16 protein-coding genes are annotated in these 16,103 nt (G+C 70.4%); 13 read left to right on the forward strand and 3 right to left on the reverse strand.

Annotation, left to right across the window (positions count from 1 at the left end; translation table 11 throughout):
* Nucleotides 1-4 precede the first annotated feature (4 nt).
* Both AOM45_RS37280 and AOM45_RS37285 read right to left on the reverse strand, forming a co-directional pair.
* On the reverse strand, nucleotides 5-304 hold the full coding sequence (locus AOM45_RS37280; protein WP_156094126.1) for a hypothetical protein: 300 nt from the start codon (nucleotides 302-304) through the stop codon (nucleotides 5-7).
* 5 nt (nucleotides 305-309) lie between these two features.
* Nucleotides 310-915, reverse strand: a complete 606-nt coding sequence (locus AOM45_RS37285; protein ID WP_236703963.1) for a flavodoxin family protein — start codon at nucleotides 913-915, stop codon at nucleotides 310-312.
* A gap of 290 nt (nucleotides 916-1,205) precedes the next feature.
* Here AOM45_RS37285 and AOM45_RS37290 point away from each other — a divergent pair, with 290 nt between their 5' ends.
* Genes AOM45_RS37290 through avaA6 form a run of 8 tightly spaced genes read left to right on the forward strand, consistent with a single transcriptional unit; the run spans nucleotide 1,206 to nucleotide 8,410 of the window.
* A complete protein-coding gene (locus tag AOM45_RS37290) occupies nucleotides 1,206-2,039 on the forward strand; it encodes a 2-amino-3,7-dideoxy-D-threo-hept-6-ulosonate synthase (protein ID WP_051784176.1) in 834 nt (277 codons plus the stop codon).
* Nucleotides 2,036-3,127 (forward strand): 3-dehydroquinate synthase II family protein, encoded by a 1,092-nt coding sequence (locus AOM45_RS37295; RefSeq protein ID WP_030470471.1) that lies wholly within the window; start codon nucleotides 2,036-2,038, stop codon nucleotides 3,125-3,127. Before AOM45_RS37290 ends, AOM45_RS37295 begins: the two co-directional genes overlap by 4 nt.
* 1 nt (nucleotide 3,128) lies before the next feature.
* The gene (locus AOM45_RS37300; protein ID WP_030470470.1) at nucleotides 3,129-4,505 is read left to right on the forward strand and encodes a class I adenylate-forming enzyme family protein; all 1,377 of its coding nucleotides are present in this window, start codon (nucleotides 3,129-3,131) and stop codon (nucleotides 4,503-4,505) included.
* 25 nt (nucleotides 4,506-4,530) lie between these two features.
* Nucleotides 4,531-4,800 carry an acyl carrier protein gene (locus AOM45_RS37305; RefSeq protein ID WP_030470469.1) on the forward strand — a complete coding sequence of 90 codons (270 nt, stop codon included), beginning with the start codon at nucleotides 4,531-4,533 and terminating at the stop codon, nucleotides 4,798-4,800.
* A complete protein-coding gene (locus tag AOM45_RS37310; RefSeq protein ID WP_030470468.1) occupies nucleotides 4,797-5,063 on the forward strand; it encodes a hypothetical protein in 267 nt (88 codons plus the stop codon). The genes AOM45_RS37305 and AOM45_RS37310 overlap by 4 nt, the downstream gene beginning before the upstream one ends.
* Complete coding sequence (locus tag AOM45_RS37315; RefSeq protein WP_030470467.1) at nucleotides 5,056-6,201, forward strand: beta-ketoacyl-[acyl-carrier-protein] synthase family protein; 1,146 nt, start codon at nucleotides 5,056-5,058, stop codon at nucleotides 6,199-6,201. Before AOM45_RS37310 ends, AOM45_RS37315 begins: the two co-directional genes overlap by 8 nt.
* Nucleotides 6,198-6,743 carry a beta-ketoacyl synthase N-terminal-like domain-containing protein gene (locus AOM45_RS37320; protein ID WP_051784175.1) on the forward strand — a complete coding sequence of 182 codons (546 nt, stop codon included), beginning with the start codon at nucleotides 6,198-6,200 and terminating at the stop codon, nucleotides 6,741-6,743. The genes AOM45_RS37315 and AOM45_RS37320 overlap by 4 nt, the downstream gene beginning before the upstream one ends.
* The gene (gene avaA6 / locus AOM45_RS37325; protein ID WP_030470465.1) at nucleotides 6,740-8,410 is read left to right on the forward strand and encodes a 3-aminoavenalumate diazotase; all 1,671 of its coding nucleotides are present in this window, start codon (nucleotides 6,740-6,742) and stop codon (nucleotides 8,408-8,410) included. Before AOM45_RS37320 ends, avaA6 begins: the two co-directional genes overlap by 4 nt.
* 29 nt (nucleotides 8,411-8,439) lie before the next feature.
* Here avaA6 and AOM45_RS37330 read toward each other — a convergent pair whose 3' ends face one another.
* Nucleotides 8,440-9,621 (reverse strand): RNA-guided endonuclease InsQ/TnpB family protein, encoded by a 1,182-nt coding sequence (locus tag AOM45_RS37330; RefSeq protein ID WP_201780146.1) that lies wholly within the window; start codon nucleotides 9,619-9,621, stop codon nucleotides 8,440-8,442.
* 164 nt (nucleotides 9,622-9,785) lie between these two features.
* Here AOM45_RS37330 and AOM45_RS37335 point away from each other — a divergent pair, with 164 nt between their 5' ends.
* Genes AOM45_RS37335 through AOM45_RS37355 form a run of 5 tightly spaced genes read left to right on the forward strand, consistent with a single transcriptional unit; the run spans nucleotide 9,786 to nucleotide 16,075 of the window.
* On the forward strand, nucleotides 9,786-10,313 hold the full coding sequence (locus AOM45_RS37335) for a hypothetical protein (RefSeq protein WP_030470463.1): 528 nt from the start codon (nucleotides 9,786-9,788) through the stop codon (nucleotides 10,311-10,313).
* Complete coding sequence (avaA7, locus tag AOM45_RS37340; protein WP_030470462.1) at nucleotides 10,310-11,215, forward strand: 3-diazoavenalumate denitrifying reductase; 906 nt, start codon at nucleotides 10,310-10,312, stop codon at nucleotides 11,213-11,215. Before AOM45_RS37335 ends, avaA7 begins: the two co-directional genes overlap by 4 nt.
* Nucleotides 11,212-13,044 (forward strand): FAD/NAD(P)-binding protein, encoded by a 1,833-nt coding sequence (locus tag AOM45_RS37345; RefSeq protein WP_030470461.1) that lies wholly within the window; start codon nucleotides 11,212-11,214, stop codon nucleotides 13,042-13,044. The genes avaA7 and AOM45_RS37345 overlap by 4 nt, the downstream gene beginning before the upstream one ends.
* Nucleotides 13,041-14,414, forward strand: a complete 1,374-nt coding sequence (locus tag AOM45_RS37350; RefSeq protein WP_030470460.1) for a class-II fumarase/aspartase family protein — start codon at nucleotides 13,041-13,043, stop codon at nucleotides 14,412-14,414. The genes AOM45_RS37345 and AOM45_RS37350 overlap by 4 nt, the downstream gene beginning before the upstream one ends.
* A 26-nt stretch (nucleotides 14,415-14,440) precedes the next feature.
* A complete protein-coding gene (locus AOM45_RS37355) occupies nucleotides 14,441-16,075 on the forward strand; it encodes an AMP-binding protein (RefSeq protein WP_035911976.1) in 1,635 nt (544 codons plus the stop codon).
* Nucleotides 16,076-16,103: the final 28 nt, after the last annotated feature.

Consider the following 16,103-nt stretch of genomic DNA (forward strand, 5'->3'; position numbering starts at 1 on the left):
GCCCTCACCTGTCCAGCCGGAAACATCTGATCACGAACGCGACCCCGATCAGGGACAGCAGCGTGGCCCGGATCGAGGAGGTGTACATCGCCCGCGGGAACGCGTGGTTCGCGGCGTCGGCCGGCCACGGCTCGCGCGGCGCGGCGGTCCTGGCGCCCTGCGCCGAGTCCACCGCCTGGTCGCGAACGGCTTCCGGCTGCGACGGCGCGATGTGCCGGTGGTAGTTCGCGATCAGCGTCGGCGACGACGGTCCGCGTCCGCGCCTTCCCTGGGTTTCCCCCACCGGCTTCCGGCAGCTCGGCATCCTTTTCACCGTGCCAGCGCCCTCTTGCCCGCGGCGACGACCCGCGCGTACGTGGCGACCCTTCTGCCCAGGTATTCAGCGGTCTCGAGATCCGCCTTGTGCATCAGTTCGGGTTCTTCGTCGACATTGGACTGCGCGGCGGCGCCGTGCGAGAAGCCCAGCCGGTTCAGGTCGTACTCACTGCCATTGGCGGAGCACCAGCCGGAACGCAGACCCAGATTGATCCAGACCATTCCGTGCTGGGCGGCGAAGGTCGTGAAGTACGCGAGCGTTCCTGACTTGTCACCGGCCTTCGCCCCCGAGTTCGTGAAGCCCGCGGCCAGCTTGTCCTGCCAGCGCCGAGTCAGCCAGCGGCGACTGCTGGCCTCCGCGAACTGGTGGAACGCGGCCGAGGCGGATCCCATGTACGTCGGCGCGCCGAAGATCACGGCGTCCGCGTCGTCCAGCTGGAACCACTGCTCAGAGGTGATCTTGTCCACCTCGACGACCGCGACATCGGTGCCGGTCACGTCCAGGGCTCCCTGCCGCACCGCCGCGGCGAGCCTGCCCGTGTGGCCGCGCCCGCCGTGGCACGCCACCACCAGGCGCACCGGATCCGTCAGCTCGTTCAAGACGGCCTCCTGCTCTTCAACGAAGCACGGGACACGACACACAATTTGTCAGAAGAAAATGAGAAAGTTCTTAGAGCTCCATCATGTGCGAGATCCGTCCGGATGGGCGGATCTCGATGCGTCCACACAGCCCAAACGAAATCGTCTCGATTATCGTGAACCGACATAACTCCCGAGTTATTGGCAAGAGTTATTTGTTCGGCGCCAGCGGCCGTGACTAGCCTTCCAACTCAGCGTTCCCCATTCACTTCCTTCGCTGAACCAAGTTTCACAAAGGAGGTTCAGACGGCATGACGAATACCGGAAAGCTATTCAGGATGCGCCGGTTGTCCTCGGCGCACGACGGGCGACACCTCTTCGTCCCGCTGGACCACAGCGTGTCCGACGGTCCGGTCGTACCGCACGACCGGTGGCACGACCTGCTCCGAAGCCTGGTGGAGGGAGGAGCGGACGCGCTGATCGTCCACAAAGGACGCGCACGGCTGGTGCCGCCGGAGATCCTGGCGTCCTGTGCTCTCGTGGTGCATCTCAGTGCGGGCACCGCCCACGCCGCCGACACCAACTCCAAGGTCCTCGTCGGCATGGCCGAGGACGCGCTGCGGCTGGGCGCCGACGCGGTCAGCGTGCACGTGAACATCGGTTCCGACACCGAGGAGCGCCAACTCGCCGACCTCGGCGCGGTCGCGACGGCGTGTGAAGCCTGGGGCCTGCCGCTGATCGCGATGATCTACCCGCGCGGACCGCGGATCGCCGACCCGCAGGACCCGACCTTGCTCGCCCACGTCGTCAACATCGCCGCCGATCTCGGCGCGGACCTGGTGAAGACCTCGGTCACCCTGCCCGTGCGGCGGATGGCGGAGGTCGTGCTGAACGCGCCGATCCCGGTGCTCGCCGCGGGCGGACCCGTCGACGGCTCCGACCTGATCGCCTACGCCACCGAGGTGATGGCGGCGGGCTGCGCGGGCCTCGCGGTGGGCCGCAAGGTCTTCACCTCCTCCCACCCGGCATCGCTGGTGGCCCGGCTGGCCGCCGTGGTGCACGGGTCGCACGCCACGGTGTCGGATTCCGCGGCATACCAGGCCGACCTCTCCCGAATCCCGACGATGACGACAGGTGCCAGATGACGCTCGCTTGGATCGACCTCCGGACCGTGGCCCCGCAGCACGTCGAAGGCGTCGTGGACGCCGCCATCCACGCCCGGCTGCACGGCATCGTGTCCGACGACCCCGCCGTGCTGGCCACCCTGCCCCCGACCATCGCGAGCGTGCTGGTGGGCGCGGACGAGAGCTTCACCGGCATCACCACGACCGTGGTCGCGGACCAGGCCGAGCTGGACGCGCTCGTGCTGACGGCAGGCGACCGCGAGAACGTCGCGGCGTGGGTGGACGTGCACGACGACCGCACGCTCAAGCTGGCGTGCGCCGCCGCCGTCGCACTGCCCTACAGCGTGGTGCGGTTCACCGACCCGACGAAGATCCCGCTGGAGATCGTGCTGGCCTCGGCCGACCGCGCTCCCGGCAAGCTGTTCACGGTCTGCGGCGACCTCGAGGAGGCGTCGATCGTGGTCGACGTGCTGGAGCGCGGCTCCGAGGGCGTGCTGCTCGCGCCGAAGGACGCGACCGAGGTCTTCGCGCTGAGCCGGATGCTGGAGACGACCAGCCCGAAGCTGGAGCTGTCGACGCTCGTCGTCGACCGCATCGAGCACCACGGCCTCGGCGACCGGGTGTGCGTCGACACCTGCACGCACTTCGAGGAGGACGAAGGCATCCTGGTCGGCTCGTTCTCGACCGGATTCCTGTTGAGCTGCAGCGAAACCCACCCGCTGCCGTACATGCCGACCCGACCGTTCCGGGTCAACGCGGGCGCGCTGCACTCCTACGTGCTCGGCCCGGACAACCGGACCAACTACCTGAGCGAACTGCGTTCGGGCAGCACGGTCCTCGCGGTCAACTCCGAGGGACGCACCCGCAGGGTCGTGGTCGGACGGTCCAAACTGGAGTCCCGCCCGTTGCTCAGCATCACCGCGCACTCCGTCGACGGCGTCGAGATCAGCCTGATCGTGCAGGACGACTGGCACGTCCGCCTGCTCGGTCCCGGCGGCAAGGTCCGCAACGTCACCGAGCTCCAGCAGGGCGACGAGCTGCTCGGCTACCTCGCGACCGACCAGCGGCACGTGGGCATCCCGATCGGCGAATTCTGCAAGGAGCAGTGAGATGCGGGGCCTTCTCGAGGAGCTGTTCGACGCTCATCCCGGCGAGCTGCCCTACCTGGTGCACGACGGACGTGCCGTGTCCCGCGCCGAGGTTCGCGTGGCCGTGGCCGAGGAAGCCAAGGTGTTCGGTGGTTTCGGCATCGGGGACGGCTCGACCGTCCTGGTGCAGGTGCCGCCGAGCCGCACCCAGGTCGAGGTGGTGTTCGCGCTGTGGTCGCTGGGCGCGCAGGTGATGCTGGTGGATCACCGGCTCGCCCCCGCCGAAGTCGACGCGCTGCGTTCCTTGTGCCGTCCGGAGTTCACCGTCCGAGCCATGGCCGGCGGGCGGTTCGCGATGGCGTTCCAGCCCGCCTACGAGGTGGTCACCAAGCACCACCGCGACGGTGAGCGGGCGACGACCGAGCACCGGCTGATCCAGTTCAGCTCGGGCTCGACCGGGCAACCGAAGGTGATCGGCCGGACTCCGGCGTCGCTGGCCGCGGAGGTCGAGCGGTTCACCCGGATCGACGGGATGCCCAGGACCGGCGAACGGCTGCTGTTGCTGAGCTCGACCGCGCACAGCTTCGGGCTGATCGCCGGGCTGTTGCACTCGCTCGCGGCGGGCGTGGCTGTGGTGTTCACCCGGCGACTGTCCGCCAGGGACGTGCTCTCCACCGCCGAGGAACACGACGTGCACCTCATCTTCGGCACTCCCTTCCACTACGAACTGCTGACCACGGCGAAGTCCGCGCCCGCCCTGCCCTCCCTGCGGGCCGCGGTGTCCGGTGGCGAGCTGATGAGCGACGAGCTCGCCGAGGCGTTCCTGGAACGCTTCGGCTTCCGTCTCGGCGACTCCTACGGCACCACCGAGACCGGTGTGATCGCGATGGACGTCAGCGGAACCTCCCGGCCGGCGGTCGGTCCGGTCGCGCCGGGCATCGTGGTGCGGATCAACCACGGCGAGCTGGAGGTGGAGCTGCCCGACGGCACCCCGTACCTGCGAGGGTCCGATGTGGACAGATACGCCGCCGGCTGGCTGCGGACGTACGACCGGGCCGAGCGGGACGAGCACGGGACCGTGCGGCTGCTCGGCCGCAGCGACTCGCTGGTGGTGATCGGCGGGCTGAAGGTCGACCTGGTCGAGGTCGAGGCCGTGCTGCGCCAGCATCCCCGGATCACCGACGTGGTGGTGATCCACGCCGAGTCCATCGAGGCGTACGTGGCCACAGCCCAGGACGGTCCCGCCGCCGGGGAACTGACGGGCTGGTGCCGCGACCGGCTGGCCGCCTACAAGGTCCCGCGGCTGATCCGGGTGCTGCCGGAACTTCCCCGCACCTCCAACGGGAAGTTGATCCGGCGCACGCAGGCCCTGCGCGAAGCCGTTTCCCAACCGTCCTGATTTCCCGACGCAGAAGGGTTGGCCCATGCCGACGCTGGAGAAAGAGATCCGCGACTTCATCCTCACCACGGTCGTGGAGGAGATGAACCACCCGATCGAGCCCGGCCAGATGACCAGCGAGAGCCCTCTGGGCAGCGGCGGGATCGACCTGGACTCGCTGAGCCTGATCGAGCTGACCATGCGCCTGGAACGCCGGTTCAACGTGCAGTTCCCGGAGACCGACATCGAGCCGCTCAGCGCGATGACGCTGGGCGAGCTGGCCGCCGTCACCGTGGAGCGGGGCGCCACGGCATGACCACGCGCGTGGAGATCACGACCGCGGTCGTGCGGGAACTGCTCTCCGACCCGAAGATCTACCCCGAACTGCCGGCGGACCTCGACGAGGACGCCGAGCTGGCGCTGGACTCGTTGGCGCTGGTGTGGTTCCTGCACCAGCTCGGCACCAGGTACGACCTGGTGGTCGAGCCGGCGGACGAACACCTCGCCGAGTTCGGATCGCTGCGCGGCATCACCGAGTACCTCCGCCGGGTGCAGGCGGGTGACTCCGGCGATGAGTGAGGTGGTGGTGACCGGGTTCGGGGTGCGGACGGCGTTCGGCCGGGGTGCGGACGCGCTGCGCCGCGGCGTTTTCGGTGGTGTGCCGGCGTTCGCGCCCACCACGCGGTTCGACACCGGCCCGTACCGGACGCCGTTCGCCGCCACCACCGGGACCGACAAACCCGACCTGATGCGGGACGTGCTCGGCGAGTGCACCGACGAAGCCGTGGAGATGGCCGGGTTCACCGCGCGCGACGACACCGCCGTGCTGGTCGGGACGTCGGGTGACTTCGCGGTGCTGACCCGGTTCTGGCGCGGCGAGGCCGGCGTCGAGGCTGCCGACACGGTCCCCGCGTGGCAGGCCGACCTGCTCGCCGCGCGGATCGGCGCGTCCTCCGGGCGGCGGCTGGCGTTCACCAACGCGTGCGTCGCCTCGGCCGCGGCGATCATCCACGCGTGCGGGCTGATCGCGTCCGGCAGGGTGTCCTCGGCCGTCTGCGCCGGGGCCTACCTCGTGGAGGAGGAGGTCTTCGCCAAGTTCGACTCGGGCCGGGCCATGTCGCGCGACGGCTTCGTCCGGCCGTTCAGCGCGGACCGCGGCGGAATGCTGCTGGGCGACGGTGTCGCGACCGTGGTGCTGGAGTCCGCGGAGGCGGTGAGACGCCGGGGTGGACGGCCGCTCGCCGCGGTCGTGGGCTGGGGCGCCGGCTCGGACGCCTATCACGTCTCCCGGCCGCACCCGGACGGCGCCGGGCTCGCCGCCGCGGCCGGGCGGGCGCTGCGCCGCGCGGACGACCCGGACGGGCTGCGCATCGACTACGTGAACGCGCACGGCACCGCCACGAAGTTCAACGATCCCGCGGAGACCCGTGGCCTGCGCCGGGTGTTCGGCACGCGGGCCGACCAGGTGCCGGTCAGCTCCACGAAGAGCACGACCGGGCACATGCTGGAGGCCGCCGGGGTCGTGGAGTTCGTGATCACCTTGCTGGCGCTCACCGACGGCGTGCTGCCGCCGACGGCCAACTTCACCGAGGCCGACCCGGACTGCGACCTCGACTACGTGCCCAACGTGGCCCGCGACGCCGACGTGCGCCGCGCGTTGAACCTCAACGCGGCGTTCGGCGGGGTCAACACCGCACTCGTGCTGGAGCGCAGATGATCACCGCCAACCGCGCGGACCCCGTACCGGGGTTCGTGGAGTCCTCGTTCAACCCGCTGATCCACGACGTCGCCCGGCGCTGCCTGACCGAACGGCCGGGCGACGGCACGCGGACCGCGCTGCTGGTCGGCAGCACGGTCGGCGACTCGGGCACGACGGACCTGGCGAGCAGGTTGCTGATCGGCGGGCAGGTGAGCAACCCGCTGCTGTTCATGCAGGCCACCGCGAACGCGATCCTCGGCTACGTGAGCAAGGAGTTCGGGATCACCGGGCCGCTGATCGCGATGTCCGCGCTGACCGGACTCGGTTCCGCCCTGCTCGACACCGCGCACGTCCTGCTGGACGACGAGGAACTGGACAGGGTTCTTCTCGTCGGTGTCGAACTGGCCGGCAGCGACCGCACCGCCGCGTTCTGCCGGGAGCTGGGGCTTCCGCAGCCCACCGAGGACTTCGCGGTCGCCCTGCTGGTCGACCGGGACACCTCGTTCGAAGACTCCGGCGGGTACGACCTCCGACGACTGGCTGAAGGACCAACACCATGATCAGCAAAGCGGAACGCGCACAGGTGCTGGCGGACGCGACACTCGGCGCGGGCAACGTGATCCACCGGTTGAAGGCCTACGGCCGTCCGTTGGACGAGGAGGTCCTGCGGACCGACGGCACGTGGCAGGCGCCCGACGGCAGCCACCCGGCGGCGCTGACGCTCGGCGACCTGCACGCCGCCGTCGAGGTCTACGCGTCGTGGTTCCACGCCCAGGGGGTGAAACCACGTGACATCGTGGCCGTCCAGACCCGGTCCAGCACCGAGTTCGCGGTCAACTACCTGGCGCTGATGTCGTTGGGCGCGATCCCGTCGCTGGTGAACGGCAACCTGCGCCCCGAGATCGCCCGCGAGTACATCCGCCGCCAGCGCGTGGTCGGCGCGGTGGCCGACGCCGAGCACGCCAGAACTCTGGCCGACGGCGACCTGGAGCTCGGGTTCCTGGTCACCGCGGCGGACATCGCCGAGGCGGGACCGCTGCCGGAGAACTACCCGTACCGGCACCACTCCACCGACCCGATCATCATCACGCACTCGTCCGGCACGACGGGGATGCCGAAAGGCGTGCCGCACACCCACGAAACCCTGCTGTACGCCCAGTTGTACCGGCTGAAGCTGTCGGTCGGCGACGCGATGGGCAGGCTGCTCGTGGCGATGCCGGGTTCGCACAACGCGGCGGTGTCGGTGATGTTGTTCGGCTTCCTGCTGCGCTCACCGGTGTTGCTGTTGTCCAGTCAGCGCGGTGTCGACGTGCTGGACGCGATCGAGGAGTTCCGGCCCACGACCGTTTTCGGGTTCGCCGGGACGTACGGCGAGATCGTCGCCGAGGACTTGGACGCGCGCGACCTGGAGAGCGTGGAGGCCTGGTACAACAGCGGCGACGCGATCCACGAGGCGTACGTGCGCGAACTGGTCACGCGGGGCAGCCACGTGACCGTGAACGAGGACTTCCAGCGCGTCCGGGTGCCGGGCTCGGTGTTCACCGACGGCCTCGGCTCGTCGGAAGCCGGTTACTCGATGTTCCACATCGGCCACCGGACGGGAAGTTCGACCTACGGCCGGTGCGTCGGCAAGCCGATCAGCTTCGCCGAGGCCGCCGTGCTGTCCGAGGACGGGCAGCCGCTGCCCGCCGGGGTCGTCGGCAGGCTCGGCCTGCGTTCTCCCACGCTGACGCCGGGCTACTGGAACGACTCGCTGACGTTCTACCGGATGCGGCTCGGCGGCTACTGGCTGACCGGTGACCTGGCCGTGCGGGACGAGGAGGGCAACTTCTACCACCTCGACCGCGTGCCGGACGCGATCCGGACGAGTGAGGGCATCGTCTTCAGCACCTGCACCGAAGAGCTGCTGCTGGCCGAACTCCCCGACCTGGCCGACTGCACGGTGGTCGGCGTGGCGCCGGAGGGCGTGCGCGCGGACTGGGAGGGCGACGGTGTGGCGGAGGCGTACGCGCTCCTCCAAGTCGCAGAAGGCAGCACGGACGGTGGCCCGGACGATGCCAAGTGGACGGAGCTGGCCAACGACGCGTTGCGTGCCAAGGGTTTCCCACCCGTCACGCGGGCACTGCGGATGGACGCGGCCGACGTGGTCAAGGGCGCGACCGGCAAGGTGCTCAAGCGGCTCATGCGCGAGCGGTTCACCGAACAGCTCGCCGGAGGACGCGGTTGACTCCTCCCCCTCGTGAACGAGGGGGATTCCTACGGCTCGCGCCGCAGGGTTTTCTGCTTCGTCGCCGACAGCCCGCCCGGAGGTTTCCGTTGAGGTCTTACACCGGCTCCACAGACCGACACCGCCAGCCCGGCGGCCAAAATGTTGCGTGCCGCGTTCACATCACGGTCGTGGGTCGCACCACAGCCGCAGGTCCACGTGCGCACGTGCAGCGGCATCGCTGTCGCGAGCGTGCCGCACGCGGAGCACAGCTTGGACGACGGGAACCAGCGATCCACCACGACCACGTCCCGCCCGTACCAGCGCGCTTTGTACTCCAGCTGCTGCCGGAACTGCCGCCAGCCCGCATCGTTGATCGCACGGGCCAAGCGGTGGTTGCCGACCATGTTCGACACGGCCAGATCCTCGATCACGAGCGTTTGGTTATCACGCACGAGCCGAGTAGTGATCTTGTGCAGATTATCCGTGCGCCGGTCGACGATCCGGGCGTGCACACGGGCGACCTTGACGCGGGCCTTGTCCCGGTTGTTGCTGCCCTTCTGCTTGCGGCACAACGCCCGCTGCGCCTTGATCAGCCGTTCCCGGTCATGGCGTTCGTGCCGGGGGTTGCCGATCTTCTCCCCGGTCGACAGCACCAGCAGGTGATCCAGGCCAACATCGATGCCCACCACCGCATCCGTGACAGGCAACGGCGTCACACTCGGATCCTCACACAGCAGGGACACGAACCAGCGCCCGGCCGCGTCCCGCGACACGGTCACCGTCGAGGGCGTCTCCCCCTCGGGCAGCGGCCGCGACCAGCGGATGTCCAACGGCTCGGCCATCTTCGCCAGCGTCAGCACCCCGTCACGCCACCGGAACGCCGACCGCGTGTACTCGGCGCTGGCGCGCGACTTCTTCCGCGACTTGTACCGCGGAAACCGAGCACGCTTGGCGAAGAAGTTCGTGAACCCTGTCTGCAGATGCCGCAACGCCTGCTGCAACGGCACTGCCGACACCTCGGCCAGAAACGCCAGCTCCTCGGTGCGCTTCCACGCGGTCAGCAACGCCGACGTGGCCTCGTAGCCAACCCGTTCCCGACGCTGCGTCCACGCCTCGCTGCGAGCCTGCAACGCCAGGTTATACACCTTGCGGACACACCCGAACGTGCGCGACAACTCCGCCGCCTGCGCCTCAGTCGGATAGAAACGGAACTTGAACGCCCGCCTCACCTGCCCACCCACAGCCACAAACATATCAGTCCACTATGGAACCCGTGCGGGCTGGGTGACACAGCTTCGCTCTCGCAACGAAACAACTACTCCTACCCACCCTGCTCCGCAGAGGTCCGATTCCTCTCTGCCCTGAACGACGGGATCTCCTCGGAGGGCATCAGATGACCACGATGAACGACCCGGACACCACGACCCGCGCGGAGCTGATGGACGTCTACCGCTCGTGGTGGCTGCACGACGCCCGCTGGTACCAGGGCGTGGCGAAGCGGTTCGGACCGGCCGTCGCGAACGAGATCAACGCGGAGGCGCTGCGGTTCGTGGCGACGAGCATCGGCAGGAAGGTCGCGCGCCAGTTCGGCGGGAAACCCGCGCGGGACATGGAGGAACTGCGGCAGCGCTACGAGATGTGCGCCGACCGGACGTTCCCGCGCGAGCTGCGGGACCTCCAGGCGGTGGTGCTCGACGACGACGTGATCGAGGTCGTCATGCGGCAGAACTTCGCGGTCACCATGGTCCGGATGGCGGGAACGCTCGAGGGCTACGAGTGCCCGTGCACCGAGGTGCACGCCGGGTGGTCGGACGGACTGGGCGTGGCACTCGCGGAGAACTGCTCGACCGGGTGCCTGCGCTTCGGCGACCCGGCGTGCCGAATGCTGATCCGTGTCGAACCAGAAGGAGTCCAGTCTTGAGGGTCGTCGTCGCCGGTGCCACCGGACTCATCGGGACCGCGCTGCTCCCGTTGCTGCGGGCCAGGGGCCACCACGTGACCGCGCTGGTGCGGGACGAGTCGAAGGCCGTGGCCGCCGACGACACCGTCGTCGCGGACGCGCTGGACCCGACGGCCGTGCGCGGCGCGCTGCTCGCGGCCCGGCCGGACGTCGTGGTGCACCAGCTGACCGCGTTGCGGCAGATGAGCGCGGAAGCGTTCGAGACCACGGCGCGGCTGCGCACCGAGGGCACCGCGAACCTGATCATGGCGGCCAGGGAGGCGGGGGCCGCGAAGCTGGTGGTGCAGAGCATTTCCTTCGCCACGGCTCCGCTCGGCGACCCCGTCCTGTCGGAGGACGCGCCGCTGTACCTGGACGCACCGGATCCGGGGTGGGCGAGGACGGTGCAGGCCGTGGCCGAGATGGAACGACTGGTGCTGGGCACACCGGACATCGCGGGCACGATCCTGCGCTACGGCACGCTGTTCGGCCCGCAGACGCAGTACGACCCCGCCGGCCCGTTCGGCGCCGCGATCGGCCACGGCAAGGTGCCGATCCCGGAGACCGCCACGGGAGTGACGTCGTTCCTGCACGTGCAGGACGCCGCACTGGCCGCTGTGTCCGCTGTGGACAGTGATGTCACCGGCGTGTTCAACATCGCCGACGACGAACCGGCGGAGGGCGGAACTTGGCTGCCCGAGTACGCGCGTCTGCTCGGCGGCCCGCCGCCGCGCCCGATTCCGTCCGACGTGGCCGAGAAGGCGTTGGGGTGGTTCGCGAACTACCAGCTCACCGCCATGCGCGGCGCGCGCACGGACCGGGCGCGCACGGAACTGGGCTGGAAGCCGACGGTGTCCTGGCGCCGCGGTCTGGCCTCCGGATGAGCGCTCTGCGGATCTGCCTGATCGGGGCCGGGCCGCGGGGAACCTCAGTGCTGGAACGGATCTGCGCCAACGCCGACGGCCGCGCGGTCGAGGTGCACGTCGTGGATCCGTTCCCGCCGGGACCGGGCGGGGTGTGGCGCACCGGGCAGTCCGGTCATCTGCTCATGAACACGGTCGCCTCGCAGGTCAGCCTGTTCACCGACGACAGCGTGCCGTGCGAGGGGCCCGTGGTGCCGGGTCCCAGCCTCTACGAGTGGGCGCGGACGGCCGGTGGTGCGCTCGGTCCGGACGACTACCCGACCAGGGCGTTCTACGGCCGGTACCTGCGCTGGGTGTTCCGCCGGCTGGTCACCACCGCGCCGGAGTCGATCACCGTGGTCGTGCACACCGGCACTGCCGTCGCCCTGGACGACGCCGACGGGCGGCAAACCGTCACGCTGCTCGACGGCACCCGCCTGACCGGGATGGACGCGGTCGTGCTGGCACTCGGCCACGGTCCGCTCGCGCGCAGCCGCGAGCAGGACGAGAACCGCCGGTTCGCGTTGCGGCACAGGCTCTGTCACATCGAGCCCGCCAACCCCGCCGACGTCGACCTGAGCCCAATCGCGCCCGGCACGGCCGTCGCGGTCCGTGGCGTCGGCCTGAACTTCTTCGACTACCTGGCACTGCTCACCGTCGGCCGTGGCGGCGCGTTCGAGCAGACCCCCGAAGGTCTGCGCTACCTCCCGTCCGGCCGGGAACCGGTGCTGTACGCGGGTTCCCGGCGCGGCATGCCGTACCACGCGCGCGGCGAGAACCAGAAGGGCGCGCACGGCAGGCACCACCCGTACTTCCTCACCGAGATGGTCATCGCGAACCTGCGCAAGCGCGCCGACTCCGGCGAACCGGTCGGTTTCCGCGAAGCCGTGTGGCCGTTGGTGGATCGAGAGGTCCGCGCCGTCTACTACAGCCTGGTCGTCAAGGCCGGGCGCGGCGACACGGCGTCGCGGGCGTTCCTCCAGTCGTTCGTGCAAGGCATTCCGGACGACGACGAGCGACTGCTGGACCAGTACGGGGTCACCGAGCGGTGGGACTGGGACCGCATCGAGCGGCCGCAGGGCGACCGGGTGTTCGCCGACCGCGCCGAGTTCCGCGACTGGCTGCTCGACCACCTGCGCGACGACGTGCGGGAAGCGCGGCTGGGCAACCTGTCCAGCCCGCTCAAGTCGGCGCTGGACGTGTTGCGGGATCTGCGCAACGAGATCCGGCTCGTGGTGGACCACAGCGGGATCAGCGGCGACTCCTACCGTCGCGAACTGGAGGGGTGGTACAACCCGCTCAACGCGTTCACCTCGATCGGCCCACCGGTGCGGCGGATCGAGGAGATGATCGCGCTGGCCGAGGCGGGCGTGCTGCACGTGGTCGGCCCGCGGATCCGGATCCGCCGCCACACCACCGAAGGCGTGTTCCTGGTGGATTCCGAGGCGGTCCCCGGCCCGCCCGTGCGCTGCCGCGCCCTCGTCGAGGCCCGGCTGCCGGACATCGACCTGCGACGCAGCGCCAACCCGTTGCTGCGCTACCTGCTCACCACCGGCCAGTCCCAGCCCTACCGCGTCGGCGGCTACGAGAGCGGCGGCCTGGCCGTGACCGAACGCCCGTACCGGCTGCTCGACCGCGCGGGTCTGGCGCACCCGGCCAGGTTCGCGTTCGGCGTGCCCACCGAGGGCGTGCACTGGGTGACGGCGGCGGGCATCCGTCCCGGCGTCGGCTCGGTGACGCTGGAGGACTCCGACGCCATCGCCAGAGCAGTGCTGACCGTCCACTCCCAGCACAGGAGCGTGAACGCTTGAGCCGCACCGATTCCGGCCTGCTCGCCCCGACGTGGGCCGGTACGCCGGTCGAAGCCGCCACGTGCGACGAGGCGTGGCTGAGCGCGATGCTGGAGGTGGAGGCGGCGCTGGCCCGCAGCCAGGCCCGGCTGGGCCTGATTCCCGTCGCGCACGCCCTGGTGATCACCAAAGCCGCGGAGGCGGGCGGTCTCGACGTCGTCGCGCTGGCCAGGGCCGCCCGCGCGGCCGCGAACCCCGTGGTGGCACTGGTCCCCGCGTTCACCGCGCTGGTGGCCGCCGTGGACCCGGAGGCCGCCGAGTCCGTGCACCGCGGCTCCACCAGCCAGGACGTGCTCGACTCCGCCGCGATGCTGATCGCCCGCCGGGTGCTGGCCCAGATCGACGGCGACCTGTGCCGGGTGGCCGCGGCGCTGGCCGCGATGGCGGAGGAGCACCGCGACACCCTGATCGCGGGCCGGACGCTGACCCAGCACGCCGTGCCCACGACGTTCGGCCTGAAAGCGGCGGGCTGGCTGCAACTGGTGCTGGACGCACTGGCGAAGGTCCGTTCCGTGGCGTGTGCGGGCCTGCCCGCCTCGCTGGGAGGCGCGGCGGGAACCCTGGCCGCGTACGGCGAGTTCGCCGTTCAGTCGGGCCGCCCGGCACCGGACGGGTGTGAGTTGATCGCCCCCTTCGCCGAGGAACTGGGCTTGGCCGAACCCGTGCTGCCGTGGCACACCGTGCGCACCCCGATCGCGGATCTGGGCGCGGTGCTCAGCTTCGTCACCGGGGCACTGGGCAAGTTCGCGGTGGACGTGCAGACGCTCTCCCGCACCGAGATCGGCGAGGTCACCGAACCCGCGGCCGACGGCAGGGGCGCGTCCTCCGCCATGCCGCAGAAGCGAAACCCGGTCCTGGCCACGCTCATCCTGTCCGCCGGCCGGCAGGTCCCCGCCCTCGCACTGGTGCTGGCGCAGTCGATGATCGCCGAGGACGAGCGTCCGGCCGGCGCGTGGCACACCGAGTGGCAGGCACTGCGCGAGGCCCTGCGGCTGGCGGGCGGAGCGGCGTTCACCGCGGCGGAACTGGCGGAAGGCCTGGAAGTCCACCCCGACCGGATGCGGGCGAACGTCGAACTGAGCCACGGCGCCGTCGTCGCCGAACGGCTGGCGGTGGCCCTGACCCCCGAGCTGGGCAAGGCCCGGGCCAAGTCGTTGCTCACCAAGGCGTCCACCACACCGGGGTCGACGTTCAGCGAGGTCCTGCGCACCCTGCCGGAGCTGGCGGGCCTCGACCTGGACGACCTGCTCGACCCGGCCCGCTACACCGGCGCTGCGGGCCCGCTGGTGGATCGGGTGCTGCTCCGCTACCGCAGCTACACAGGACTCTGAACGACAACTCGGAACAGGCGGAACTCGTGAACCCGATCACCACCTTGCGCCCCGACGCCACCACAGTGGAGCAGTACCGCAAGGACGGCCACTGGCGCTCCGGCACCATCCTGGACGACCTGGCGCGGTGGCGTGCCGAGACTCCCAACGCCCCCGCTCTTCTCGTGCGGGAGGCCGGCCGGGGCACCCTGGAGCTGAGCTACGCGCAGTACGCCGAGTACGTGGACCGCTTCGCCGGCGCGCTGCACGCGCTGGGGGTGCGCAGCGGTCAGGTCGTTGCGATGCAGCTGCCGAACGTCTGGCAGGTCGGGCCGCTGGTGCTGGCCTGCGCCCGGCTCGGGGCCGTGGCGGCGCCGATCATGTGCGCGTTCCGCCCCCGTGAGCTGGAACGGATGCTCCGCCGGCTGGAGGCCGTCGTCTGCGTGACCGTCGACCGGTGGGACGACTTCGACCACGCGGCGGCGCTGGCCGAGATGGCACCCAGGCTGCCCGCACTGCGTCACCGCGTGGTGCTCGGCGAACGGACCGCGGACGGCGACGTCGACTTCCGCGAGTACTTCGAGCAGACGGAACACGGCACCCTGCCGGATCCGTCCGTTGTGGACCCGGATCGGGTCTCCCTGGTGCTGTTCACCTCCGGTACCTCCGGCGAGCCGAAGGCCGTCCTGCACACCCTCAACACCTCGTACGCCTGGTACGCCCCTCTGGCAGCCGCCGACGGCATCGACCAGGACAGCCGCATCTACTCACCGAACGCGGCGACGCACATCGTCGGCCTCAACATGGGCATCTTCATGCCGGTGCACCGCGGGGCCTGCGCGGTCGTGACGGACCGCTGGGAGCCGGAGTCCGTCATCGGTTTCCTGGCCCAGGCCGAGGTCAGCTGGATGGTCATCGTCCCGGTCTTCCTGTCCGTCCTGATCGACGCGATGGAACGCACGTCGCAGCGACTGCCCACGGTGCGGATCATCCGCGCGGGAGGCACCGTCGTCCCGCAGCCGCTGTTCAGGCGAGTGACCGAGACGTTCGGAATCCCGCTGGACGTGGGCTGGGGCATGACGGAGGGCGCCAGCACCTTCACCCGCACCGGAGAGCACCCGGAACTGGCCGGCCGCACCATCGGGCGCGGTGCCCCCGGCCACGAGATGGACCTGCGGGCCGACCACCCGATCAGCGACGAGCGACCCGGGCGTCTCCACGTCCGCAGCCCTTCGCTGTGCCTGGCCACCTGGGGCCGCGACGACGGCCGGCTGACCGTGCTGGCCGAGCACGACGACGGCTGGTACGACACCGGTGACCTGGCGGCGCCGGACGGCCACGGCGGCATCCGGCTGCACGGCCGCGCCGAGGACCGGATCGGCGTCATCATGATCCCGGTCAGCGACGTCGAGTCGGTGCTGCTGGACCACCCCGACGTGCGGGACGTCGCCCTGGTCGGCTACCCGGACGGCCACGGCGGCGAACTCGCCTGCGCGGTCGTCGTACCGGGAGTCCGGACGCCCACCCTCGACGGCCTGCGCGACTGGCTCGACGGCCTCGGCATGAGCGAATGGTGCCAGCCGTCCCGTCTGGAACTCCTGCCCCAGCTGCCGCGCAACGAGACCGGCAAGGTGCGCAAGAACCTTCTCCGGCAACGGCTTCGTGCGCACTCAGCCGACTGAGGAGGGTGGTCGGACCGCCCAGGCGACC

The sequence above is a fragment of the Lentzea aerocolonigenes genome (assembly GCF_000974445.1).
GTDB classification, from domain to species: domain Bacteria; phylum Actinomycetota; class Actinomycetes; order Mycobacteriales; family Pseudonocardiaceae; genus Lentzea; species Lentzea aerocolonigenes.